This is a genomic window from Microbacterium sp. NPDC055502 (genome assembly GCF_053643635.1).
This window is the reverse complement of record NZ_JBSHKJ010000001.1, coordinates 1,752,034-1,775,597: the sequence shown is the minus strand read 5'-3', so window position 1 is coordinate 1,775,597 and position 23,564 is coordinate 1,752,034. Positions and strand designations below refer to the sequence as shown.

At 71.8% G+C, this 23,564-nt stretch carries 24 protein-coding genes; 8 read left to right on the top strand and 16 right to left on the bottom strand.

Annotated features, from left to right (window positions below):
* Positions 1–272: 272 nt before the first annotated feature.
* From ACWH95_RS08675 to ACWH95_RS08665, 3 genes are all read left to right on the top strand, one after another.
* Complete coding sequence (locus ACWH95_RS08675) at positions 273–980, top strand: winged helix-turn-helix domain-containing protein (RefSeq protein WP_378822486.1); 708 nt, start codon at positions 273–275, stop codon at positions 978–980.
* A 100-nt stretch (positions 981–1,080) separates the two neighbouring features.
* Positions 1,081–2,040: a DNA-3-methyladenine glycosylase family protein gene (locus tag ACWH95_RS08670; RefSeq protein WP_378822484.1), complete on the top strand. Its 960-nt coding sequence runs from the start codon at positions 1,081–1,083 to the stop codon at positions 2,038–2,040.
* A 50-nt stretch (positions 2,041–2,090) separates the two neighbouring features.
* Positions 2,091–2,288, top strand: coding sequence for a hypothetical protein (locus ACWH95_RS08665; RefSeq protein WP_136030607.1), 198 nt, complete (start codon positions 2,091–2,093; stop codon positions 2,286–2,288).
* Here ACWH95_RS08665 and ACWH95_RS08660 read toward each other — a convergent pair.
* The 4 genes from ACWH95_RS08660 to ACWH95_RS08645 are packed head-to-tail and all read right to left on the bottom strand — an operon-like array spanning position 2,285 to position 6,104.
* On the bottom strand, positions 2,285–3,040 hold the full coding sequence (locus ACWH95_RS08660; RefSeq protein WP_454120542.1) for an iron ABC transporter ATP-binding protein: 756 nt from the start codon (positions 3,038–3,040) through the stop codon (positions 2,285–2,287). The two genes, ACWH95_RS08665 and ACWH95_RS08660, sit on opposite strands and share 4 nt — an antisense overlap.
* Complete coding sequence (locus ACWH95_RS08655; RefSeq protein WP_454120541.1) at positions 3,037–4,080, bottom strand: iron chelate uptake ABC transporter family permease subunit; 1,044 nt, start codon at positions 4,078–4,080, stop codon at positions 3,037–3,039. Before ACWH95_RS08655 ends, ACWH95_RS08660 begins: the two co-directional genes overlap by 4 nt.
* The gene (locus ACWH95_RS08650; protein WP_136036048.1) at positions 4,073–5,059 is read right to left on the bottom strand and encodes an iron chelate uptake ABC transporter family permease subunit; all 987 of its coding nucleotides are present in this window, start codon (positions 5,057–5,059) and stop codon (positions 4,073–4,075) included. Before ACWH95_RS08650 ends, ACWH95_RS08655 begins: the two co-directional genes overlap by 8 nt.
* A gap of 49 nt (positions 5,060–5,108) precedes the next feature.
* Positions 5,109–6,104: a siderophore ABC transporter substrate-binding protein gene (locus ACWH95_RS08645; protein WP_454120540.1), complete on the bottom strand. Its 996-nt coding sequence runs from the start codon at positions 6,102–6,104 to the stop codon at positions 5,109–5,111.
* A gap of 105 nt (positions 6,105–6,209) precedes the next feature.
* Between ACWH95_RS08645 and ACWH95_RS08640 the strand changes: the two genes are divergently transcribed.
* The 3 genes from ACWH95_RS08640 (at position 6,210) to ACWH95_RS08630 (ending at position 7,841) form a co-directional block, all read left to right on the top strand.
* Positions 6,210–6,977: a siderophore-interacting protein gene (locus ACWH95_RS08640; protein ID WP_206251754.1), complete on the top strand. Its 768-nt coding sequence runs from the start codon at positions 6,210–6,212 to the stop codon at positions 6,975–6,977.
* A 31-nt stretch (positions 6,978–7,008) separates the two neighbouring features.
* A complete protein-coding gene (locus tag ACWH95_RS08635) occupies positions 7,009–7,410 on the top strand; it encodes a VOC family protein (protein ID WP_136030594.1) in 402 nt (133 codons plus the stop codon).
* Positions 7,411–7,550: 140 nt separating this feature from the next.
* Positions 7,551–7,841: a hypothetical protein gene (locus ACWH95_RS08630; protein WP_206251755.1), complete on the top strand. Its 291-nt coding sequence runs from the start codon at positions 7,551–7,553 to the stop codon at positions 7,839–7,841.
* 38 nt (positions 7,842–7,879) lie between these two features.
* On the opposite strand, the gene ACWH95_RS08625 is transcribed toward ACWH95_RS08630, so the two are convergent.
* The 3 genes from ACWH95_RS08625 to sigJ are packed head-to-tail and all read right to left on the bottom strand — an operon-like array spanning position 7,880 to position 11,646.
* On the bottom strand, positions 7,880–9,343 hold the full coding sequence (locus ACWH95_RS08625; RefSeq protein ID WP_454120539.1) for an MFS transporter: 1,464 nt from the start codon (positions 9,341–9,343) through the stop codon (positions 7,880–7,882).
* 55 nt (positions 9,344–9,398) lie between these two features.
* A complete protein-coding gene (locus tag ACWH95_RS08620; protein WP_454120538.1) occupies positions 9,399–10,748 on the bottom strand; it encodes a M20/M25/M40 family metallo-hydrolase in 1,350 nt (449 codons plus the stop codon).
* A 1-nt stretch (position 10,749) separates the two neighbouring features.
* Positions 10,750–11,646 carry an RNA polymerase sigma factor SigJ gene (gene sigJ / locus ACWH95_RS08615; RefSeq protein ID WP_454120537.1) on the bottom strand — a complete coding sequence of 299 codons (897 nt, stop codon included), beginning with the start codon at positions 11,644–11,646 and terminating at the stop codon, positions 10,750–10,752.
* A 124-nt stretch (positions 11,647–11,770) separates the two neighbouring features.
* Here sigJ and ACWH95_RS08610 point away from each other — a divergent pair, with 124 nt between their 5' ends.
* Both ACWH95_RS08610 and ACWH95_RS08605 read left to right on the top strand, forming a co-directional pair.
* A complete protein-coding gene (locus ACWH95_RS08610; protein WP_454120536.1) occupies positions 11,771–12,520 on the top strand; it encodes an SDR family oxidoreductase in 750 nt (249 codons plus the stop codon).
* Between the two features lie 135 nt (positions 12,521–12,655).
* Positions 12,656–13,066 carry a VOC family protein gene (locus tag ACWH95_RS08605; protein ID WP_206251759.1) on the top strand — a complete coding sequence of 137 codons (411 nt, stop codon included), beginning with the start codon at positions 12,656–12,658 and terminating at the stop codon, positions 13,064–13,066.
* Positions 13,067–13,078: 12 nt separating this feature from the next.
* Here ACWH95_RS08605 and ACWH95_RS08600 read toward each other — a convergent pair whose 3' ends face one another.
* The 9 genes from ACWH95_RS08600 to ACWH95_RS08560 all read right to left on the bottom strand — a co-directional run bounded on the left by ACWH95_RS08600 (position 13,079) and on the right by ACWH95_RS08560 (position 23,461).
* Positions 13,079–14,593: a PucR family transcriptional regulator gene (locus ACWH95_RS08600; RefSeq protein ID WP_454120535.1), complete on the bottom strand. Its 1,515-nt coding sequence runs from the start codon at positions 14,591–14,593 to the stop codon at positions 13,079–13,081.
* Positions 14,590–15,618 (bottom strand): S-methyl thiohydantoin desulfurase domain-containing protein, encoded by a 1,029-nt coding sequence (locus ACWH95_RS08595; RefSeq protein WP_136031746.1) that lies wholly within the window; start codon positions 15,616–15,618, stop codon positions 14,590–14,592. The genes ACWH95_RS08600 and ACWH95_RS08595 overlap by 4 nt, the downstream gene beginning before the upstream one ends.
* A 10-nt stretch (positions 15,619–15,628) precedes the next feature.
* The gene (locus ACWH95_RS08590) at positions 15,629–16,729 is read right to left on the bottom strand and encodes a DUF917 domain-containing protein (RefSeq protein ID WP_247638361.1); all 1,101 of its coding nucleotides are present in this window, start codon (positions 16,727–16,729) and stop codon (positions 15,629–15,631) included.
* Positions 16,726–17,826, bottom strand: a complete 1,101-nt coding sequence (locus tag ACWH95_RS08585) for a DUF917 domain-containing protein (protein ID WP_454120534.1) — start codon at positions 17,824–17,826, stop codon at positions 16,726–16,728. The genes ACWH95_RS08590 and ACWH95_RS08585 overlap by 4 nt, the downstream gene beginning before the upstream one ends.
* A 1-nt stretch (position 17,827) precedes the next feature.
* A complete protein-coding gene (locus ACWH95_RS08580) occupies positions 17,828–19,375 on the bottom strand; it encodes a hydantoinase/oxoprolinase family protein (protein WP_241115047.1) in 1,548 nt (515 codons plus the stop codon).
* Positions 19,376–19,414: 39 nt separating this feature from the next.
* Positions 19,415–20,755 carry a purine-cytosine permease family protein gene (locus ACWH95_RS08575; protein ID WP_136031737.1) on the bottom strand — a complete coding sequence of 447 codons (1,341 nt, stop codon included), beginning with the start codon at positions 20,753–20,755 and terminating at the stop codon, positions 19,415–19,417.
* A 118-nt stretch (positions 20,756–20,873) separates the two neighbouring features.
* Positions 20,874–21,464: a TetR/AcrR family transcriptional regulator gene (locus ACWH95_RS08570; protein WP_378803382.1), complete on the bottom strand. Its 591-nt coding sequence runs from the start codon at positions 21,462–21,464 to the stop codon at positions 20,874–20,876.
* 3 nt (positions 21,465–21,467) lie between these two features.
* Positions 21,468–22,751, bottom strand: coding sequence for an ABC transporter permease (locus ACWH95_RS08565; protein WP_454120532.1), 1,284 nt, complete (start codon positions 22,749–22,751; stop codon positions 21,468–21,470).
* Positions 22,748–23,461 carry an ABC transporter ATP-binding protein gene (locus ACWH95_RS08560; protein ID WP_136031731.1) on the bottom strand — a complete coding sequence of 238 codons (714 nt, stop codon included), beginning with the start codon at positions 23,459–23,461 and terminating at the stop codon, positions 22,748–22,750. Before ACWH95_RS08560 ends, ACWH95_RS08565 begins: the two co-directional genes overlap by 4 nt.
* Positions 23,462–23,564 lie beyond the last annotated feature (103 nt).

Genomic DNA, 23,564 nt, shown 5'->3' with positions numbered 1-23,564 from the left:
CGGACATAATCCCCCCATGACCACCAACGCACGCCCTTTGTCCGCCCAGGAGGCGAACGGGACTGCCGGGATGATGATGCCCGGTCGCGTTGGCATGTGTTGCCGAATGTGTCGCTGAACGAACAGCCACCCCGCCTGACCTGACTCCTCGCCATCTGCGGGAGCAGCGTCTCGAGCATCCACCCTTGCTCGCTTCCCGGCTCCGCCGGTCATTCATGCAATGCATCCGAGCCCCCGTCGCTTCGGGCTCACGTCTTGAGGACTCCATCATCATGTCGAACTCCGCCCTTCTCGAGCGTCCCGCCACCACCGCCCCCGTCCGCACCGTCCACCCCGGCAGCGACTCCGCCGCCACCGCCGGTGCCGACCTCCCCGCCGTCCGCTCTCCGCGCGGCTTCGCCCTCTACGTCGGCCTCGACGAGATCAAGGCAGCGGAAGCCGGCGTCAGCCTACCGCTCCTCGTCGACGCCCTCCGCCGCACCCTCGCCGAGCTCGCGCCCGGCGCCGAGACGCACGCGACCGTCGCCCTCGCCCCGCACGGCTCGGGTGGCCGCGACCTGGACGTCGTCCGGCTCGCCCTGCAGGAGCCCGGCGCGATCGCCAGGACCAAGGCCGCAGCCGAAGAGGAGGCGGTGCCGGAGGAGACCGGGGTCACCGTCGACATCTCCCGCAAGCGCGTCCTGATCGACGGCGAGTCCGCCGCCTTCACGTACAAGGAGTTCGAGCTGCTGCAGTACCTCGTGCTCCGCGAGGGCCGCACGATCGAGCGCAGCGAGCTGGTCTCCGCCCTGTGGCAGGCGCAGGACGACGAGGCCCCCGGCGAGCGCACGATCGACGTGCACGTGCGCCGGCTGCGGGCCAAGCTCGGCCGCTACGAGGACATCGTCCGGACGGTCCGCGGCATCGGCTACCGGTTCGATCGCCACGCCGACGTCGTCATCCGCTATGGCCACGGCACCCCCTCGCCCGACCGCTTCTGAGAGCACGCCCGCGCGGCTCGGCCATCGTGCCGAGCACGGCCCCCGCGGGCCGCGGCGCACGCCGGGAGCCGATGTCAGGAGCGCCGCGTAGGGTGGGCGCATGACCCTCACCGCTCCGTCAGCGCCCCCTGCGGCCGTGCCGGCGGACCTGCGGCGGGAGACCACCTACCGTCCGCCGCATCCCCTCGACCTCCGTCGCACGGTGGGGATGCTGCGCCGCGGTGGCACCGACCCGACCACCGTGTTCGACGGTCACGTCATCTGGCGCGCGGTGCGCACTCCGCAGGGCCCGTCCACGCTCGCGCTGCGCATGGCGGGGAACGCCGTGACGGCGACCGCATGGGGTCCGGGCGCCGACCACGCCCTGTCCCTCGTCCCCGCGCTCTGCGGCGCGACCGACGACCCCACCGGGTTCGACCCGTCGCACCACCCCCTCGTCGCCGAAGCCGCCCGGCGCAACCCCGGCATCCGGCTCGCCCGCACCGACGAGGTGTTCGACGCGCTCGCCTGCGCGATCCTGGAGCAGAAGGTCACCTCGATGCAGGCGTTCGGCGCGTGGCGCTACCTGGTCTCGCGCTACGGCGACCGCGCACCCGGCCCCACCCCGCGCCCCATGGCCGTCGCGCCGACCGCCGAGCAGTGGCGGCGCATCCCGTCGTGGGCGTGGCACCGCGCGGGCGTCGAACCCCCGCAGTCCAGGACGATCGTGCGCGCCGCCGAACGCGGCGACCGCATCGCGCGGGCCGTGCAGGCGGCGGAGACAGGAGCGGACCGCGACCGCGTGCTCACGAGCCTGCCCGGCGTGGGCGTGTGGACCGCGGCCGAGACGAGGATCCGCGCGCTGGGCGACCCGGATGCGGTCAGCGTGGGCGACTACCATCTCGCGCACGAGGTCGGCCACGCCCTCGCGGGTCATCGCACGGACGACGCGGGGATGATCGAGCTGCTGGAGCCGTGGTCCGGCCACCGCCAGCGCGTGATCCGGCTCATCTTCGCGAGCGGCCTGGTCGAACCGCGACGCGGACCCCGGCTCGCCCCCGAGGACCACCGTCGCCGCTGAGCCGCGATACGGCCGCACGCCCACGGGGCGCCGGGACGTATGCTGAGGCCATGTCCCGCGCCGCGCTCCGGATCACCGTCACCCTCGGCCTGCTGATCGTCGGCGTGGTCGTCGGTCTCATCTTCCAGAACGTGTGGCTCGGGGTGCTGCTCGCCGCGATCGTCTGGCTCGGGTGGTTCCTGGGCTACGAGTCGCGCCGCGGCCACAACGCCGGCGTGAACGACGAAGACCACGGCATCGAGCTCTAGTAGTACACCGCGAGGGGACCGGAGGGTCCCTCGACCACCCACACCTCGGTGTCGAACACGCGGGTCAGCACGTCGTCGGTCATGATCTGCGCGGGCGGGCCGAACTCCACCACCCGCCCGTCCTTCATGGCGCAGATGTGGTCGGCGTAGTGACCGGCGAAGTTGATGTCGTGCAGCACGATGACGATCGTGCGCCCCAGCTCCTCGGCCGCCCGCCGCAGGTGCTTCATCATCTGCACCGCGTGCCGCATGTCGAGGTTGTTGAGGGGTTCATCGAGCAGCACGACCTCCGTGTCCTGCGCGAGCACCATCGCCACGTAGGCCCGCTGTCGCTGCCCTCCGGAGAGCTCGTCGAGGTAGCGCCCCTCCAGCGCGCCGAGGTCGAGGAAGTCGATCGCCTGGCTGATGACCTCCTCGTCGTGCCGGTTCAGGCGCCCCTGGGAGTGCGGGAAGCGCCCGAACCCGACGAGCTGGCGGACGGTGAGGCGCGTGACGAAGTGGTTCTCCTGCCGCAGGATCGACACCACCTTCGCCAGGTCCTTCGACTTCGTGGACGCCACATCCAGTCCGGCGATCTCGATGGCGCCGGCGTCCATGCCGTTGAGCCGGCCGATCATCGTCAGCAGCGTGGACTTGCCCGCGCCGTTGGGTCCGATGAGGGCGGTGATGCCGCCCGCGGGGATGCGGAGGTCGACGGGTCCGATCGCGACCTCGCTGCTGTAGTCACGGCGCACGCCGTCGAGTGCGATCACAGTCTGCCCTTTCGGAGGATGACGAGGAGGAACACGGTGCCGCCGACGATCTCGATCAGGATCGACACCATGCCCTGCGCGTAGAACACGTTCTTCATCACGAAGTACGCCCCGGCGAGGATCGAGAACGCGGTGAGCACCGCGACCGGGAAGATCAGCCGATGGTCGTGCGAGTCGGCGAACTGGTAGGCGAGCGTCGCGACGAGGAACCCGAGGAACGTCATCGGACCGACCAGGGCGGTCGAGGTCGCCATGAGCACCGCGACCAGCGTCAGCACGAGGAACTGCTCGCGTCGGTGATCGATCCCGAGGGAACGGGCCGCGTCGGGACCGAGCGCGAGCACGTTGAGCAGACGCGACCGCGACCACAGCAGCAGCGAGGCTCCGGCGACCAGCGGGATCGCGAGGGGGAGGTACGCCGGGTCGGCGTTCGACACGTTGCCGAACAGGCGGGCCGCGAGCACGTCGAACTCGCTCGGCGTCAGCAACCGCTGCATGAACGTGGCGATCGCGCCCAGCCCTCCGCCGATCACGATGCCCACGAGCAGCATGATCTGGAGATTGCCGTAGCGCCCCGAGAGCAACCACCCGTAGAGGACCACGGCGAGGCCCACCATGATCACGACCTGGAGGGCGAACTGTCCCGCCCCCTGGACGGCGACCAGCCCCGCGACGCCGAACAGGTACACGATGGTGGTCTGCACCACGCGGTAGAGCGACTCGAACCCCATGATCGACGGCGTGATGATGCGGTTGTTCGTGACGGTCTGGAAGCTCACGGTCGCCACGGCCTGGGCCACGGCGACGACGGCCATCACGACCACGGCGGTCGCGCGGTGCTGGGCGATGCGCCAGAACCCCGGCGTGTCGACGGGCATCGGGTTGTCCCACGCCAGGAGCCCGAACGCGGATCCGGCGGCGATCACGGCGAGCACGACCAGCACCACGACGTAGCGGCGACGCGCGCGCGGCGTCGTGAAGGAACCGGCCGACCGGGTCGTCGCGTCCGGCCGGGACTCCGTCGCCGTCCGCTCAGCCACGACGACGCTGCCTCAGCAGGAGGAGCACGAACACGACCGCCCCGACGACCCCGAGGATCAGCGACACGGGCACCTCGAAGGGCATGATGATCGTGCGGCCGATGATGTCGCACACGGTGACGATCGCGATGCCCAGCAGGCAGACCCAGGGCAGGTTGCTGCGCAGGTCGTCGCCGCGCACCATCGACACGATGTTGGGCACGATCAGCCCGAGGAAGGGCAGGTTGCCGACGACGACCGTCACGACGCCGGTCGTGACCGCGATCAGCACGGTGCCGAGCAGGATCATCCGGTTGTAGTTCACCCCGACGTTCGTCGCGATCTCCTCCCCCAGTCCGGCGATGGTCAGCCGATCGGCGACGAGGAACACGATCACCCCGATGAGCGCGACGATCCACAGCATCTCGTACTGGCCGCGCATGACCGACGTGAAGCTGCCGGCGAACCACACGCCGATGATCTGCAGCGAGTTCGTGACGAGCGCGAGGTAGGTGGTGATCGCGCCGACGACCGCCCCCAGCATGATGCCGACGATGGGGACGATGAGCGAGGACTTGAGCGCCACCCGCCGCAGGAAGGCGAAGAACACCATCGTGCCGACGAAGGCGGCCAGCACGGCCCCGGCCATGCGCAGCGGCAGGGACGGCTGCGGCACCAGCAGCATCACGGCGAGCAGGCCGAGGCCCGCCCATTCGGTCGTGCCGGTCGTGGTCGGCTCGACGAAGCGGTTCTGGGTGAGCAGCTGCATCACCAGGCCCGCCATCGCCATCGCGGCCCCGGCCAGCACGAGGGCGATCGTGCGGGGCACGCGGGTGATCTGGAACATCTGCGCGCCGTCGTCAGCACCGGCGATGTCGTAGACGCCGGTGACGAGCGAGAGCGCCAGGAGAACCGCGACGACGAGCACCCCGAGGAGCAGCTTCGGGTCGAACAGCCGCGCGGACGATCGCGGCGTGGGGGCGAGGAGAGGAGAGGTCATGGGGGATGCCGGTGGCGGCGCCCTGATCGCGGGCGCCGCCACCCGGCCCTTACTTGTCGGCGCTCTTCTCGAGCGCGTCGGCGAGGTCGTTCAGGAACGCGGTGTACGTCTGGATGCTCTCGTTCAGGTACGTGTCGGTGGGCATGTAGACGATCTGCTCGTCCTTCACCGCGGTGACGCCGGCGAGGGCCTCGGAACTCTCCAGGATCTCGGCGGCCTGCACGTAGTCGGGCGTCTCCGCCGCGAACACCGCGTCGCGATCGAGCACGAGGATCCAGTCGGGGTTCGAGGCCGCGATCGCCTCGACCGAGATCTCGTCGCCCTGGTGGTCGTCGCTCGCGTCGTCGACCTCGAGGGCCGGCGTGAGGCCGAGGATGTCGTAGATCGGGCCGAGCGAGCGGCCGACGGTCGGAGCGAGGTAGCCGATCTGGCCGCCCGAGGTGTTGACGGCCATGACGGTGTCGGCCTCGTCGTAGGCGGCCTTGGCCCGCTCGACCGCGGCGTCGAACTCGTCGACCAGCTTCTGCGCCTCGTCCTGCTTGCCGAAGATCTCGCCGAGGACGGTGGTCTGTCGCTTGAGTTCGGCGTCGAACGCCTCGCCGTCGCGCGGTTCGAGGTCGATGATCGTGGCGTCGGGGACGAGCTCGGCGATCGCGGCATTGTGCTGCGTGAAGCGCTGACCGCTGATGATGAGGTCGGGGTCGGCCGCGACGATCGCCTCCAGGTCGGGCTCGGTGTGCAGGCCGATGTCGACGATGCCGTCGTCCTTCGCGTACGACACGGTCTCGGGCATGAGGGAGACGGCGCCGGCGGAGAGCTCGATGCCCCAGTCGGACAGGGTCTGGAAGGTGCGGTTGTCGAGGGCGACGACCGAGGCGGGCGGGGTGGCGATCTCGTGTTCGCCCGTGTTGTCCTCGACGGTCACGGTGCCGGAGGCGGCGGCGGTCTCCTCGGGTTCGGCTTCGGCGCCGGTGGCGCAGCCGGAGAGCGCGAGCAGGCCGACCAGGGCGACGCTGGTGGCGGTGAGGGTTCTGGGCACGGACATGGAGAGACTCCTGTTCTGCGGGGTGGTCGCGCACTCGAGGGCGCCGGTCGGACGGAGCGGATCGCAGGGAACCATCCGTCGTGCTTTTTAGGTTAGCCTTACTTTATGAGCGATACGAAATCCGGCTTCACGATCGAGCGTCGCGGCCTCGAGCTGCGCTTCCGCACCGTCACCCTGACCGCGCGCGAGTGGCTCGCCCCGGACTTCGTGCGCGTGCGCCTCACCGGGCCGGACCTCGCCGGATTCGACTCCCCCGGCGCCGACGACCACATGCGCCTGTTCTTCCCGGACGGCCCCGTGGAGTCGGTGGAGGAACTGCGCGCCGCGCCCAGCCGCGAGTACACGCCGCTCGCGTGGGGCGAGGACTGGCTCGACGTCGAGTTCGCGGTGCACGGCGACCAGGGCGTCGCCGCACCGTGGGCCGCCACCGCGCCCCTCGGCGCCGAGATCGGCGTGGGCGGTCCGCGCGGCGCCGCCGTCGTCACCGGCACCCCCGGCTCCTGGCTGCTCGTCGGCGACGAGACCGCGATCCCCGCGATCCGCCGTTTCGCCGCGCTGATCCCCGACGACGCCCCGGCCCGCATCGTGATCGAGACCGTGGCCGAGAGCGGCGAGCTCGACCTCGCCGCCCCGGTACCGGTGCAGTGGCTGCACCGCGGGGACGACCCGGCCGGCTCGGCGCTGATCGCGTTCCTGGAGTCGCTGTCGGGAGACGACCTCGTCGGCACCGATCCGTTCGTGTTCATCGCGGCGGAGCAGTCGATCGTCAAGCCGGGTCGCGCGCTGCTCGACCGGTGGGGCGTCGACACCGCGAAGGCCGTCGTGAAGGGGTACTGGAAGCGGGGCGAAGCCGAGTATCACGCTCCCCACTGACACCGTCCGCGATCGCTGACAGACTGGGCCGATGGCACTCCTCGATCACCTGGGCATCACCGTCGGCGACCTCGAGCGGGGGCGGGCGCAGTTCCATCCCGTCCTGACCGCGCTCGGCTACGAGTCCGGCGGGGAGGACGACCACTCCATCTCGTGGCACAACGGCGACGAGACCGAGATCATCCTCTACACGTGGGACGAGGACTCGGAGCCGCACCGGCACGGACGCATCGGGTGGCAGCACCTCGCCTTCGCGATGCCGTCGCGCGCGGAGGTCGACCGATTCCACGCGCTCGCGCTCGACGCCGGGTGGAGCGCGGTGCGGGAGCCCAAGGAGTACCCCCGCTACTCGGAGCGCTACTACGCCTCCTTCGTGGAGGACGCCGACGGCATCCGCGTCGAGTTCATGTACAACCCGCCGAAGGACGCCTGACCGCGACGTCGCAGGACCACTCTCGCTGCACCGATACGCGCCGAGCACCCCGTCCCGCGGTTCTCGGAGACGTGGTCGGGCCCGGCACCAGGATGCTGGCAGGGTGGATCATCCGATGCGACGATGAGGAGATGGAATCGATGGATGCGGCACAGATCTGGACGATGATCGGCGCGTTCACCGCTCTGATGTGCGGCACCCTGACCGTGATGTCGACGATGTTCGTCCGCGTGCTCCGCAGCGAGGTCGGCGGGCTCCGCAACGAGATGAACGGCCGCTTCGATGCGGTCGACGCCCGCTTCGCGACGGTCGACGCCCGGTTCGACGCCGTCGACGCGCGCTTCGATGCCGTGCACACCCGGATCGACGGTCTCGACCGCGACGTGCAGGCCCTGGTGAAGCGCACGTTCGGCCTCGACCGCGACGCCTGACGCGGCCGATCCGTCCGACCGCGCTGCTCGCCCGGCCGTCAGGCGACCGGTGCCGCCTCGGCCTCGACCGCGCGATCCGTGAAGGCCTGCTTCGGCACGAACAGCAGGAGCACCGCAGCGGCGAGCGCGGTCGCCCCGCAGACGACCCACACCGTGACATAGCCCGCGAGCGACCCCGCCGTCCCGTCGGCGACCGCGCCCGCACCACTCGCGACGCCGTGCAGGAGTGCGATGCCGAAGACGCACGAGGCGATCGCGCCGCCCACGGTCTTCACGGAGTTGGTGAGCCCGGTCGCGACGCCCGTCTGCGTCGCCGGAGCCGCCGACGCCGCCGCGGCCGGCAGCGCCGCCACCAGCGCTCCGGAGCCGAGCCCCACCACGACCATGTTCGCGATCACCTGCCCATAGGCGTCGTGGAACGGCAGGAACAGCAGGAACCCGATGCCCACCAGCACCGATGCCCCGAGGAGCGTGATCCGCGGCGACGCCCAGCGCGCCACGACCGGGAACAGCAGCGCGCCCGCGATCATCGCGACCAGGTACACCCCGATGATCAGCGACGTCGCGAAGCCGGTCGTCCCCAGCCCGTAGCCGTACACCTCGGGGTCGGTGCGCGCGAAGGTCGACAGCGGCGCCTGCGCGCCCAGCACGCTCACCCCGAACAGTCCCGCCGTGAGGAACACGGGGCCGAGCGCCGGCGACCGGAACATGCGCACGTCGATCAGCGGGTCGTCGCAGCGCAGCTCCCACCGCACGAACGGCACGACCAGCAGAAGCCCCAGCGCCACGACCGCCCACGACCACGGGTTGCCGAGGCCGCCCTCGAGGCGCAGCAGGCTGAGCCCGCCCGTGAAGCACAGCAGCGCGAGGGAGATCAGCACCAGGCCGACCGTGTCGAACACGCCGCCGGTCGGCTCGGGCGACTCCCGCACGCCGAACAGGATCACGAAGAAGCACACCACGATCAGCACGGCGGGCACGAGCAGCACGATCGTCAGCGGGAGCGCGTCGATCAGCGCACCGCCGACGAGGGCGCCGATGATCGCCCCACCCTCCAGGGCGGCGACCAGGAGGCCCGCCGCCTTCGCCGTGATCGACGAGCGTCCCTCCATGCGCCGTGACCGCGACCAGATCAGGGCGATCTCCAGCGGCAGCCACACGACGTAAAAGCCCATGAGCGACCAGGCGAGCAGGAACACCGCGAACGAGTCGGTGAACGGCAGCACGAGCGCGGCGGCCGCGGTCACGGCGGTCGAGATCAGCAGCATGCGCTTGTGGCCGAGCATGTCGCCGAGCTTCGCGAACGCGGGCACCACGAGTGCCGACAGCATCAGCTGCGACCCCTCCAGCCAGTTCACGTCGGCGTCGTGGATGCCCAGGTGGCGGGCGATGTCGCTGAGCATCGGCGTGTAGTACCCCTGGAGCACGCCGCTGGTGAACTCGACGAACGCGAGGAAGCCGACGACCACGGCGAGGGTGCCCAGGGTGCGGGTGCGCGTCATCGCGTCTCCTGCTTCGAGAGGTCGGGTGCCGGGGTGGATCCCGGAGGGGGTGAGATCACCCTAGTCGTTCGAGGAGGGCGCGATGGAACCGCTCCCCCCGCTCCAGCGCCGCGATCTCCACGCTCTCGTCGACGCCGTGGATCGATGCGCGCTGCGCATTCGACATGTCCAGCGGCGCGAAGCGGTACACGGCAGGGGCGAAACGGTGGAAGTGCCGGGAGTCGGTCGCCGCCATCATCACGTACGGCACGGCGGGGACGCCGGGGTGCGAGACCTCGAGCGCCGCGGCGAGCAGGGCGAACTGCGCGTTCTCGGTCGACGACTCCGGCGACGGCTCACTGGCCTCCACCACCTCCACGGAGACGAGCGGATCGCGCACCCGTCGACGCACGCGGTACACGGTCTGCTGCGTGGTCTCGCCGAGCGCGATGCGCAGGTTCACCGTGGCCGACGCCTGCGAGGGCAGCACGTTCGCGGCGGTGCCGCCCGACTGCATGGTGGGCGCGACCGTCGTGCGCACTAGCGCCGCGGGCTCGCCGCCCAGCGCCGCGAAGAGCCGCGCGGTGAGCGGTGGCGTCGCGGCGAGCAGTCGCAGGAGGTGTCGCGCGGGTCCGGGTGTCTGCGTCGCGAGCACGCCGAGCATGCGCAGCACCGCGGTCGAGGCGCGCGGCCGGAAGGTGTCGGGGCCGAGGCGGTCGACCGCGCGGGCCATGCGGCGCACGGCCGTGAGCGCGGGTGGGGCCGAGGCGTGCCCGCCGTCGCCGCGCGCCGAGAGCCGCAGCGTCATCACGCCCTTCTCGCCGACACCGATCATCGCGGCACGCCCGGGGACGAAGGGCAGGGGCGCGTCGACGACCGCCCCGCCCTCGTCGATCACGAGCCACGGCACGATGCCGCGGTCGCGCAGCACCCGCGCGATCTCCTCGGCCGCCCGCCCGTAGGTCTCCTCGTTCCCGCCGAACGACAGGTACACGTCGCGCGGAGGCTGGAAGCCGTCGGTCAGCAGGTTCTCGACGGCCTCGAGCACCACGATCAGCGGCCCCTTGTCGTCGAGCGCTCCGCGCCCGTGCACCGAGCCGTCGGCGATCACCCCCGCGAACGGCGGGTGGGTCCAGGCGTCGCTCTCGTCGACCGGGACCACGTCGTAGTGCGCCATCAGCACGACGGGTCCGCCCGTCACCGCTCCCGTGCCCGCCCAGTGGAACAGCAGCCCGAGGTCGGTGTGCCGCTCGAGCGTCAGCGCCGCGTGCGTGCGCGGGTACAGCTCGGCGAGCAGCGCCGCGAACTCCTCGAACGGCGCGAGGCCGCGTTCATCCAGCTCCGCGGAGACGGTGGGGAGGCGGATCATGCGGGCGAGGCGCTCGGCGATACCGGGACGCACGGTGGGGGTCGTCACCCTCGTCATGCTAGCGACCGCGAGGATCCCGCCACTGCGTGAGCTTGTCGGGGTTGCGCACCGCGAAGACCTCGGCGATCCGGTCGCCGCGCACGACGAACGAGAACACCGCGTCCGCATCCCCATCGAGCGTCGCGAGCAGTGCGAGCCCGTCCGGCGCAGGCACGAGGGCGACCTCGGCCTCGGGGTTGCGGCGCGCGATGCCGAGCACGAACCGGGCCACGTGGTCGGCGCCCACCACGGGTCGCAGCGCCGCGGTCTTCTTGCCTCCGGCGTCGGAGCGGAGCACCACGTCGGGGTCGAGCAGCCTCACGAGCCGGTCGAACTCACCCGTGGCCGCCGCGCCGAGGAACGCCCGCACCACCGCGTCGTGCTGACCCCGGTCGGCGACTCCGGATCGCCCAGCCCGCACGCGTCGGCGCCCCTGCGAGGCGAGCTGCCGGACCGCGGCGGGGGTGCGTCCGACCGTCTCGGCGATCTCGGCGAACGGCACGCCGAACACGTCGTGCAGCACGAAGGCCACACGCTCGGCGGGCGTGAGCGACTCCAGCACCACGAGCAGGGCCAGGCCGACGGACTCGTCCAGGGTGACGCGGTCGAGCGGGTCGGGGTGCGGTGGCCCGGCGAACGGGGAACCGTGCGGCACCGGCTCGGGCAGCCACGGACCGACGTAGGTCTCGCGGCGGGCGCGCGCCGATCCGAGCACGTCGAGACAGACGCGCCCGGCGACCCTCGTCAGCCACGCGGCCGGGTTGACGATCGCCGCACGCTCCGCGGGCGACATCCGATACCAGCGCGCGTAGGTCTCCTGCACGGCGTCCTCCGCGTCGGCGACCGTGCCGAGCAGGCGGTACGCGAGGGCCAGCAGCGGTCGCCGCTCGGATTCAGGGGCTTCGAGGTCGTCCATCGTCTCCTATCCTGGCCCTGCGCGACGCACGCGGGCACGGCGGATGTCGCCGATCGCCTCACATTCGGGCGGGCTGCATCGTCGGAGAGGCAGGACCATTCCCGAGACGAAGGAGAACGCACGCATGAGAATCGCTGTCGCCGGTGGCACCGGCGTCGTGGGCAGGCACACCGTGGACGCGGTCCGGGAGGCGGGGCATGACGCGGTGGTGCTCAGCCGCTCGACCGGCGTCGATCTGGTGAGCGGGAGAGGGCTGTCCGAGGCGCTGCGCGGAGCGGACGCGGTGATCGACGTCGCGAGCATCGAGACGCTGAAGGCGAGCGCGGCGATCGAGTTCTTCACCGCGGCGACAGGCAACCTGTTGTCGTCCGCCGCCGACGCGGGCGTGCGACACGCGGTGCTCCTCTCGATCGTCGGCATCGACCGCATCCCCTACGACTACTACGCGGGCAAGGTCGCGCAAGAGAAGATCGTGGAGGCGTCGCCCGTGCCGTGGACGATCCAGCGCGCCACCCAGTTCCACGAGTTCGCCGCGCAGATGTTCGCCCGCGCGACGCTCGGCCCGCTCCACGTGGCACCCCGGGCCCGCACGCAGCCGGTGGCCGCCCGCGAGGTCGGCGAGCGTCTCGCAGCTCTCGCCGTCGGGGAGCCGCGGGGTCGCGTGGCGGACTTCGCCGGGCCGCGAGAGGAACAGCTGGCCGACATGATCCGGGCATTCGCGCGACACCAGGGCTACCGCGGCTGGGTTCCGGCGCTGAGCGTGCCCGGCCCGCAGATGACGGGGATGCGGGAGGGCAAGGCGCTTCCGGGACCCGACGCCGACCTCGGCCGGCAGACGTTCGCGGAGTGGCTCGGGGAGACCGCGCACCCCTGACCCTCCCTCCGGCACCGCACCTCCGGGACGGGGTGTCGGCGCGGTCGTGCCCCTGCTCTTGCGGCGGCGCGCGACGGAGCGGAGACTGAGGCGCGGCGGGGATCCTCAGCAGTCCGAACACGACCAGGAGCAGTCATGCCCAACCTCAACCCGTACCTGTCGTTCCGCACCGAGGCCCGGGAGGCGATGGAGTTCTACCGGAGCGTCCTCGGCGGTGAGCTCGACATCAGCGTCTTCGGCGAGTTCCCCGGCATGGTGCAGAGCCCGGAGCAGCAGGACCTCGTGATGCACGCGCAGCTCACCACCCCGGACGGGCTCGTGCTGATGGCCTCGGACACCCCCGACGGCATGACCTACGAGAAGCCGCAGGGCATCTCCGTGTCGCTGAGCGGCAACACCCAGGAGGTCACGCAGCGCGTGTGGGAGGCGCTCTCCGAGGGCGCGACCATCACGATGCCGCTGGATGTGCCGCCGTGGGGCGGGACGTTCGGCATGCTCGTCGACCGGTTCGGCATCGCCTGGATGCTGCACGGCGACCCGGAGTAGGCAGCGGCGGGGTCAGCGCGGCAGCACGGCCCGGCACGCCAGGTGCAGCGCGAGCCGGGCCTCCGGATCGCTCATGTCGATCCCGAGCAGCTCCTGCACCCGGCGGATGCGCACCATGACGGTGTTGCGGTGCAGGCCGAGGGCGGCCGCGGTCGCGGCGATCCCCGACTCGTGGTCCAGGTAGGCCGACAGCGTCGTGAGCAGCTCGCCGCCCCCGTCCGCGAGCGGCGCCAGGAGCGACTGCGCCGCCGGCACGAACGTGTCGTTCCCGGTCCAGGCGAGCAGCAGCTGCTCCAGACCGAGACTGTCCACCCGCACGAACCAGCCCGTGGCGGAGCGGTCGGCCGCGATGCGTGCCGCGTCGCCCGCCTCGTCGAGCGTGGCGGCCAGCCCCTCCGGGCCGCTCTGCAGCGAGCCGACACCGGTCGCCACCGCGAAGTCGCGCAGCGCGCCGAGGTGCACGTCGCGCAGCGCCCCGACCGCGCGCTCCACCCGGTCAGGCCCCGGAGCCTCGGCGAACGACAGCCAGCCGCTGACGCCGCGCCCCGCGGTGGTGGCGTGCGCCTCGGCGTCGATCGCGCTGAGGGCCGGGCTGATCGAGCGCAGCAGCGCGAGCGGGTCGAGCCGGCCGCGCGCGACCGTGCGGAAACCGAGGTGATGCCCGCCGGTGCGCCACCCACGCTCCGCCATCCGCCGCTCCACGTCGGTGTCGGCCGTGCCGCGCAGCTCCACGAAGTCGCGCAGCAGCCCCGACGATGCGGCGACGTCGTTGACCGCGGCGATCTCGTCGATCAGGATCCGCGCGGCGACGGCGGGCATCGCCACCTCGGCGGCGACGATGAGCGACTGCAGCTGTGCCTCGCCGAGACCGCGACCGAACAGCACGAGCCGCAGTCCGGAACGGCCGGGACTGTCCACGCGCACCGAGGCCGCAGCGTCGCCGTCGGCCCGGGCGGCATCGGTCCACGCGTCGAAGCGGATCCGGTGGCGGAGTGCATCGGCCAGGTGTCCCCCGGCTTCGCGCAGAACCCCCGCGCCGTCGATGAGCGCGACGCCGAGGCCGAGGTTCGCCGCGAGGTGCCCGAGCAGGTCGCCGAGGTCGTCCGCCGCGTACTCGAACGACTGCGCGACCTTGCGCACGCGGGTGAGCGTGAGGGCGTCACGCGCCTCGATCAGCATCCAGCAGGCCCGGGCGAGCTGCACCGGCCGCTCGACGTCGAGCAGGGTGAGCCCGAGCCTGGCCGCGAGCCGGACGGCGCCGCGGTCGACGTCGGCCGCGCCGGGCAGCGCGAGTCCGGTGAAGCCGCGGTCGCGCACCCGGCGCAGCATCGCATCCTGCTGCCAGGTCGCGCGCGGCGCGGCGGCCGTGAGGATCGCGAGGCCGCCGCGGCTCTGCGCCGGGAGGTCCACCTCCTCCGCCTCCACCGACACCGCGTCCCACTCGGCGTCGGCGGGCCCGGCGACGAGGCGCACAGCGCCGTTCTCGCCCTGCGCGAGCAGTGCGGTGAGGGGAAGCGCGGCGCTCATGCCGCGTCCAGCCCGTCGAGACCGTAGGCCGACGGCACGATGCGGGCGCGGCGCTCGGGGCGCTCGCTCCACCAGTCGGGCGCGGGCAGGGCGAGCACGACGACGTGCCGCGCCAGGCTGAGGTCGGTGACCTCGAGGATCTCGCGGGACACGGCGTCCAGCACCACGATCACCTCGGGGGCCGCGGCGACCAGCAGCCCGTCGCTGAGCACCGCGAGCGTCTCCGACCGCGCGACCACCCGGTGCACGGTACCGCCGATGCCCGCGACCTCGATGGCGCTGACGTGCGGGTCGGTCACGGACGGCGCGACCGACAGGATCCGGCCCTCGGCGAGCAGCTCGCCCCCCAGGGCCTCCGCCAGCAGCGGCGGCGCGAGCCGGGCGTGCGCGAGGAACGCCCGCCCCAGGTCGAGCGCCCGAGCCAGGTGCCCCTCGATCGCGTGCTCCCGCAGGTCGCCCACCGTGAAGCCGGCGAGCACCGCGCAGCCCACTCCCCCGGCCTGGATGATGGCCGACCGCACCACCCGCTCCGCGTCGATCGCCCTGGTCGCCTCGACCAGGGCGACTCCGTCCGCGCCGGTCTCGCACGCGAACACGAGCCCGGGCACGCGGTCGACGAACAGCGACATCTGGTCGAGACCGGGCACCGCGCGACCCGTGCAGTCGGCGTCGACCACGGTGTGCGTCTTCGCGAGGGTGAGGGGCGCCAGCCCGTTCATCCCCCCGCCCTCGAGCGAGCAGACCGCCGGCACGGGGTGTCCGAGCCAGCGCTCGACCGCCCGCAGCAGTGCGCCGAACGGCTCTGCGCCCGGCATCCGTTCGCTCAGGAGCATGGTGGAGCCGACGAACGCGACACCGAGGCACGGGGTCGCGGGGTCGAGCGCCGACACCGGCGTGACATCGATCGGCCCGTGGTCGGCGGCGCCCAGCATGAGCTCGAGCATCGTGGTCGAGCCACCGCCGCCGGAGCCGAGAAGCGCGTAGCCGCGGGCGAGCGCCGCCACGTCGTCCCGCTCCAGCCTCATGCCGTCCAGCCTAGGACGCGGGGGTCCCCTCGACCGGGCGGAACGGCTCCGTCAGGCCGAACGCCGTGGGACCGAACGCGGCCAGCGCCTCGGGCGTGCGCATCATGTCGGGCGTGGAGATGCCGAGCACGCGCACCCGCTGCCCGTAGCGCAGTCCCTCGGTCGTGATCGGTTCCGCGGTCTCGTGATCGACCACGCAGATGAGGTCGGGCACGATCGCCAGCAGCTCCCCGCCGCGGTAGGCCGTGAGGTTCTCGTTCTGGAACGCGATCTCGACCGCGTCGCCCTCGGCCCCCAGCGGAGCGATGACGGCCCGGCCCTTCGCGAAGCCCTCCGTCGTCCGCCGCTCGACGTCCACGACCTTCCCGACGCCCAGTTCGCGCACGTGCGGGTAGAGGGTGGTCGCGAGGGTGTCGGCGATCGCCTCGAACGGGGACCGGTGCTCCTCGCGGGCCAGGCGGATGGCGCGGCCGAGGGCGAGCGCCATCGAGATGGTCCGGGGCACGGCCGTGCGCCGCACGTCGGCGCCGGTCATGGCGTACTCGGCGATGTGGCCGACGCCGCCCAGCCGGATCGTGATGCCGCGGGCGAGCCACTCCATCTGCCGGTCGTCGTCGCCCGTGTCGATCACGACCTTCTCGCCCCGCTCCCCGGCGAGCGCGAGCGGCGAGCCGTGCACGCCGTACACCGCGAAGGTCTCCATCGACAGCTCGGGGAACGCTCGTCCCATGCCGTCCGCGTCCACCACGGGCAGCCCGGTCTCGGCCGCGACGATCAGCGGGATCATGGAGTTGATGCCGCCGCACTCGATGGGCATGGTCGCATCGGCCGTGCGCCCCAGGTGCTCCTCGAGCGTGCGCAGCGCCAGCGTGGGCTCGGTGCCAGCGGGGATCTTCTCCACCATCACCGTCGGGGCGCCCATCTGCGCGGTGGGGATCACGAAGAGGTCGTCCGCCAGCTCGTCCGGGTCGAGGATCGTGATGCTGCCGTCGCCGAGCACCCGTTCCACGAGCATCTTCCCGATGTACGGGTCGCCGCCCCCGCCCGTGCCGAGCAGCGTCGCGCCTCGGGCGAGGTCGGGGAGGTCGGCCGCGGTGAGCTGCCAGCTCATGCGGCCGCCCCCGTCGAGGCGTCGGCGGCGGAGACGGTGCCGTCGAAGCGGTGGGCCGCGAGGTCGTAGCCGAAGTAGCCGGGGCCGACCATCGCGAGGGCCTCCGCGGAGTGCCAGCGCTCGTCGGCGGGGGCCGCGATCACCCGCACGCGCTGGCCGTAGCGCAGCCCCTCGGTGGTGATCGGCTCGCCCGACTCGCCGTCGAGCACCATGATGAGGTCGGGTGTGGTCGCGAGGACCGCGCCGTCGGCCTCGGCCACCAGGTGCTCGTTCTGGAACCGGAGGGTGAGCGTGGTGCCGCCGTCGCCGTCGATGCGGGCGCGCCCGCGGGCGAACCCGGTGGTGGTGGCGCGGTTGACGTCGACGACCTTGCCGTCGAACAGCTCGCGCCCGCCGAGCAGTTCGACGACCGCCGCGACCGGGTCGGTCTTCTCGTCGCGCGCGGTGGCGATGCTCCGGCCGATCTCGATGCAGCGCGACAGCGACCCCGCCACGAGCGACTCCCGCGCGGCGGTGCCCGACATCGAGAAGCCCGAGATCATGACGGAGCAGCCCATCTCGACGCACGCGACTCGGGCGATGCGCTCGGTCCAGGAGTTGTCGGCCGTCTGCAGCACCCCGGTGTTGCCCTTCTCGTCGCTGAAGGCGAGGGGCGACGCGGTCACGCCGTACAGCGTCGGCAGCACCATCTGCAGCTCCGGGAACGCGCGCCCCATGCCGTCGGCGTCGACCAGCGGCAGGCCGAGCGCGGCGGCCGCGGCGATCGGGATCGTGGAGTTGACGCCGCCGACCTCGGCGCACGCGATGTGCGTGACCGGGCGGCCGAGGTGGATGCCCAGCGCCTTCACGGGCTCGATGACCTCGGCCAGACTCGGCAGCTTCTCGACCATGACGGTGGGCGCGCCCATCATCGCGACGAACAGCACCAGGGCGTCGTCGGGCACCTCGTCGAGGGCGACCACGGTGACGTCGCCGCTCGCGAGGGCCTGCCGGGCGAGGAGCGCGCCGATGTACGGGTCGCCGCCGCCACCCGTGCCGAGCACGGCGGCCCCGCGCGCGAGCCCGTCGATGTGGGCGGGGGTGATCGTCCAGCTCATGTCAGACCCCCATGTCGAGGTCGCCGACGGCCTTGACGCGGATGCGCGTGGCGTTGCCGGGAAGGTACGGGATGGGCACCTCGTCGAAGTCGATGATCGACACGGTGGACGGCTTGGCGCCCGCGGCGATGGCCTTGTCCACGGCCTCGGCCCGCACCTCGGCGAGGGTCTCCTCGCGGCGGCCCGGCTCGATCGCGTACACCTTGTCGATCTCGCCGCCGACCTGGGCGATCGAGGCGCCGATGGCGTTGGCGACCGCGTAGTTCTCCGGGCGGTGCACGGTGCCGAACAGCGGCAGCTCGTCGGGCAGCAGGATGGAGCCGCCGCCGACCGCGACGACCGCGATCGGCTCGGGCGAGGTGCGCATGCGGTCCACGGCCTCGGAGACCCGCTCGGCGATGCGGTCGAGCACGCGCTGCACGAAGGCGGGGTCGAGGTGGGCCACGCGGCTCGGGTCGCCCACCTGTGCCCGGCCGGCCGCGACCGCGATGTCGGTCGCGGTGAGGGTGGAGCCGCCGAACACCAGCGCCTCGGTCGTCAGCTTGTACCCGACCGATGCGGGGCCGACCTCCGCGGTCTCCTCGTCGACGATGCTGCCGCCGCCGATGCCGAGGGAGAGCACGTCGGGCATCCGGAAGTTGGTGCGGATGCCCGCGACCTTCACCTCGTTCGCGGTCTCGCGCGGGAAGCCGTTGATGAGCAGTCCGATGTCCGCCGTCGTGCCGCCGACGTCGATCACGGCGCAGTCGTCGAGGCCGCTCGTGGCGGCGGCACCGCGCATCGAGTTCGTGGGTCCGGAGGCGAAGGTCGCGACCGGGTAGCGGCGCACGTAGTCCTCGTCCATGAGCGTGCCGTCGTTCTGGCTCAGGAAGATGGGCGCTTCGATGCCCTGCGCGCGCACGGCCGAGGTGAGCCCGTCGACGATCTCGGACGCGAGCTCGCGCAGCGCCGCGTTGATGATGGTCGCGTTCTCCCGCTCCAGCAGCCCGATGCGTCCGATCTCGTGCGACAGCGAGATCGCCGCATCCGCCCCGAGCACGTCGGCCACGATCTCGGCTGCCCGCACCTCGAGGTCGTGGTTGACCGGGCTGAACACCGAGGAGATCGCAACCGAGCGGATGCCGTGGGCCTTCATGTCCTCGGCGTGCGCACGGATCTCCTCCGGGTCGAGCGGCGAGATGGGTCGCCCGTCGAACTCGTATCCGCCGTGGGCGAGGTAGCTGCGCGCCTGCGTGGCCTCCACCAGCACCTCCGGCCAGTCGATCAGCGGCGGCAGCGCGCGCGTGGCGGGGAGCCCCAGCCGGAGCGCCGCGACCGGCGCGAGCCGGCTGGCCTGCACGAGCGCGTTGATGAAGTGCGTCGTGCCGATCATGACCGCATCGATGTCTGCACCCTCGAAGGAGTGACCGGCGCGCAGGTCCTCGATGGCCTGCACGATCCCGCGGGTCACGTCGGGGGTCGTGGAGTGCTTCACCCCCGCCAGGGTGCGGGTGCCGTCCATGAGGACGGCGTCGGTGTTGGTGCCGCCGACGTCGATGCCGATGTGCATGATGCTCGCTTTCGTGTGGGGTGGTTCTGTCGCGGTCGCTCAGACCGCCGCGGGGGCGCTGTCGACGGGGCTCGCCTGGCGCGTGGTGGCGACGCCGACGCCGCGCACCCAGCCGAGCTTGCCGACGACGATGTACAGCACCATCGACAGGAAGAGGCTGAGCAGCGACGGGATGCCCCAGGTGACGAAGTACCCGACGAGGGACGAGACCAGCCAGACGACGATGGTCGCGGGGACGATGCGCGGAGCGGTGGCCGGAAGCGTGCCCTGCTCGCGGGTCGCGTCGAGCTCGGGGCGCCAGCGCCGCACCACGTAGTACTCGGCGACCATGATCCCGGCGATGGGCGGGAACGCGACGCTGAGCACGATCAGGAACTCGGTGAACTGCCCGAGGATGCCGACCGCGGCGAGCACCGAGCCGACGACGCCGAGCACGATCGTGGTGGTCACGCGGTGCAGGTTCTTGCCGAACGCGGTGGAGATGAAGTTCACCAGGCCGAGGGTGGAGGAGTACAGGTTCCAGTCGTTGATCTTCAGCGTGCCGGTCAGCACGATGAACAGGCCGATGAAGCCGACCGACGACGTGACGATCGCGACGATGTCGCCGGTGGCGGCGGCGTGCGCGAGGAGAACGCCGGCCAGGCCGATCACGAACTCGCCGAGCGAGACGCCCAGCACGGTCTGCTTGACGACGTCGGCGCGCGAGCGGTTGAAGCGGGTCATGTCGCCGGTGATGATGGCGCCGACGATGAGGCCGCCCGCGACGATGCCGGTGCCCGCCCACACGCTCATGGTGGGGCCGGGGGCCGGACCGGTCAGCAGTTCGCCGATGTCGTGGCGGCTCAGCTCGGAGATGACCGACCATCCGACCAGGATCAGGAACAGCGGCACCGTGATGTTCGCGAGCCACTGCATGCCGACGAAGCCGAAGGCCACGATCGCGGTCACCGCGAGGCCGAAGATGAGGCTCCACGCCCACACCGGCAGGGCGCCGGGCATGAGGGCGTCGAGCGACTGCGCCGAGATCGCCGACTGGATGCCGAACCAGCCGATCAGGCTGATGCCGATCGCGAGGCCGACCAGCGAGGCGCCGATCTCCCCGAAGCCGGTCCAGCGGGCGAGGAGGGCGGTGTTCAGGCCTTCGCGCTGGCCGATGAAACCGACCACGCACATGATCACCTCGAGGATGATCGAGCCGAACAGGAAGGCGAGGACGGCCTCGCCGAACGTCATGCTGTAGCCGAGGGTCGCGCCGAGGAGGAACTGCGAGAGGGCCGAGACCTGACCGAATCGCTGCACTGCGATTCCGAACCAGGGCTTGCGGGCCTCCGGCGTGACTCGGGAGAGCGCGAAGTCGTCTGCGTGCGCCGTGCGTGCCATGAGGATCCTTTGGGAGGAGGGGGGAACGGGTTGCCGCCACCGTAGCCACCGCGCCTCACCGCCCGACATGTGCGATCCGCACGAACATCGCCCGTCGCTGTGCACTCTGCACGCGACGTCAGAGCAGGCGGTCCCAGATCCACCGGAGATCGTCGAGGCCGGGCTCCGCCTCGCCCGCCCGCCCGGCTTGCAGTACGAGCGCGCTCGCGATGCGGGTGAGCACGGACGCGGCGGCGTCGATGCGCTCCGCCGCCTGGCCGGGGCCGACGGCACGCAGCTTGAGGCGGATGACCTCGTTGACCTCGCGCGCCAACGGCAGCAGCCGACTCGCCTGGCGCTCGGCGAGGGCCGGCGAAGCGGCGAGGACGCGCATGCGAGCTGCCGCGAGGTCCTCCTGCCCGTCGGGGGACGCCGGCAGCTCGACCAGACCCAGAGCGCCGCTGAGCACACCCACCGTCGCATCGCTGAGGTACTCGCGCACCCGCTGCTCGTTGAGCCGGGGCAGCGCGCTGCCGAGGAGCGCGTCCTCTTTGGTCGGGAAATGATTGAAGAACGTGCGCTGCTTGACGCCGGCCGCCGCGCAGATCTCGTCGACCGTCAGCGCGGCCGGCCCCTTCTCCAGGGCCAGCCGCACCGCCGCGGTCTCGATCGCGCGCGCCGTCGCCCGTCCGCGGGCGTTGCTGCTGTGCGGGGTTGCGGGCGCGGGCATGCTCTATTCGTATCGCAGCGCGTCGATGGGTGACTTCAGCGACGCGCGTCGCGCCGGTAGCGTGCCCGCCAGGAATGCGATGACGACGATGAGCGCGACGACGCCCAGCATCCCCTGCGGCTGGAAGAGCAGCAGGTCAAGACCGGCGAGACCCGAGAGCGGCCCCTGGGCGAGAGCCGCATTGAGCGGCAGTCCCACCAGCACGGCCACGACGACGCCGAGCACGCTGCCGAGCACGCCGATGATCGCCGCCTCGATGCTGAAGAGCGCGAACACCCGTCCGTTGCTCATCCCCATGGCCTTCATGAGCCCGATCTCGCGCGTGCGCTCCTGCACGCTCATCAGCAGCGTGTTGATGATGCCGAAAGCGGCCGCGAGCAGAGCGATCACGGCGAACGCGTTGAGCACACCGGTGATGCCGCCGATGACCGTCTGCACGATGCCGAGCTGGTCCTGGATCGTCTGCGCGGTCATCCCCGCGTCAGCGACCCGGTCCTTCAGGTCGCGCACGTCGTCGGCGCTGGCGTTCGGGTCGAAGGAGGCCACCGCGACCTGGAAGCGCTCCGGCGCCGACGACCCGGCGCGCTGCTCCGCCGCGATCGCGTCGACCAGGGCGGCGTTGGCCCCGGCGCCGGCATTGAGCAGGCTCGTGTTCGAGACGCCCACGACGGTCGCCTCGATGGTGTGGGGGCCGCCGAGCACGTCGGTGAACCCCAGTTCGACCCGTGCACCGACCGCGTCGCCGGGGTCGGCCCAGCCGAGCGGCTCGACGTCGTCGAGCGCGAGGGTGATCTGGTTCTCGGTGGCCTCGGCATCCAGCTGCGAGCCGGCGACGAGGTCCGCCCGCGCGATCGACGAGGTGGGCGCGATCGCGAACTCGTACTTCTGCGACCCCGGTCCCTGGATCCAGTCGACCGCGACGGCCGAGACGGGCGACACGTCACGCAGTCCGTCGATGCCCTCGAGCGCGGAGATGTCCTGCGGCGTCAGCGCTCCCCCGCCGGTGAGTGGATTGGCAGGACCCCCGGAGGCCGTGGAGGTCGCGGGATCGTACGGCTGGGGCCCGGCGTCGGTCGCCGTCCCCGTCCCCGCCGAGATGAGCAGCACGTCGTCGGCGCCGAGCGACGCCACCTGCTTCGCGACGTAGTCGGAGACACCGGCGCCCAGTGCGGTCGTGAGGGTGAGCGTGAACGCTCCGACGAACAGCGCCAGCACGGTCAGCGTGGTGCGCAGCTTGCTGCGGAACGTGTGCGACACGGCGGTGCGCACCAGGTCGAGCGCGTTCATGCCGCCACCCCCGTCGCATCCTCCAGGCGCCCGTCGCGCACCACGACCCGGCGGTCGCATCGTGCGGCGAGGTCGTCGTCGTGCGTGACGATGACAAGGGTGATTCCGTGGTCGCGCTGGAGCGCGAAGAGCTCATCTTCGACGACGGCGCCGGTCGCGCTGTCGAGGTTTCCCGTCGGCTCGTCGGCGAAGATGACCTCGGGCTCGGACACGAGCGCCCGAGCCAGCACGACGCGCTGCTTCTGCCCGCCGGACAGGTCGTTCGCACGGCCCCGCGCCTTGTCCTCCAGGCCGAAGCGGCGCAGGGCCTCCATGCCGCGGCGTCGCCTCTCGGCGGCGGGGATCCCCGCGATCGTGAGCGGGAGGATGACGTTGTCGAGCACCGAGGCACCGGGGGTGACGAAGAACTGCTGGAAGACGAAGCCGAAGCGGCGGTTGCGGATCCGGTTCACCGCCCGCGGCGACAGCGTCGCCGCATCAGCGCCGTCTACCCGCACCTCTCCGGCGTCGGGGCGGTCCAGAAGCGCAAGGAGGTGCATCAGCGTGGACTTGCCCGACCCGCTCTTGCCGACGATGGCCAGGGACTCGCCCCGCCGCACCCGCAACGACACGTCGTCGAGAGCCAGGAATCTGCTCTCGCCCTTCCCGTAGGACTTGGACAGATGACGCGCCTCGATGGCCGTCGGGACGGAGTCCGCACTTTCATTCATGCAGATACAGTAACAACTCTTGGCAGTTACTGCCTGATAAATTCCCCTAGAAGGACGAAGACCCCCGACCGCGCCGGCGGTCGGGGGTCTTTCGCGATGAAGG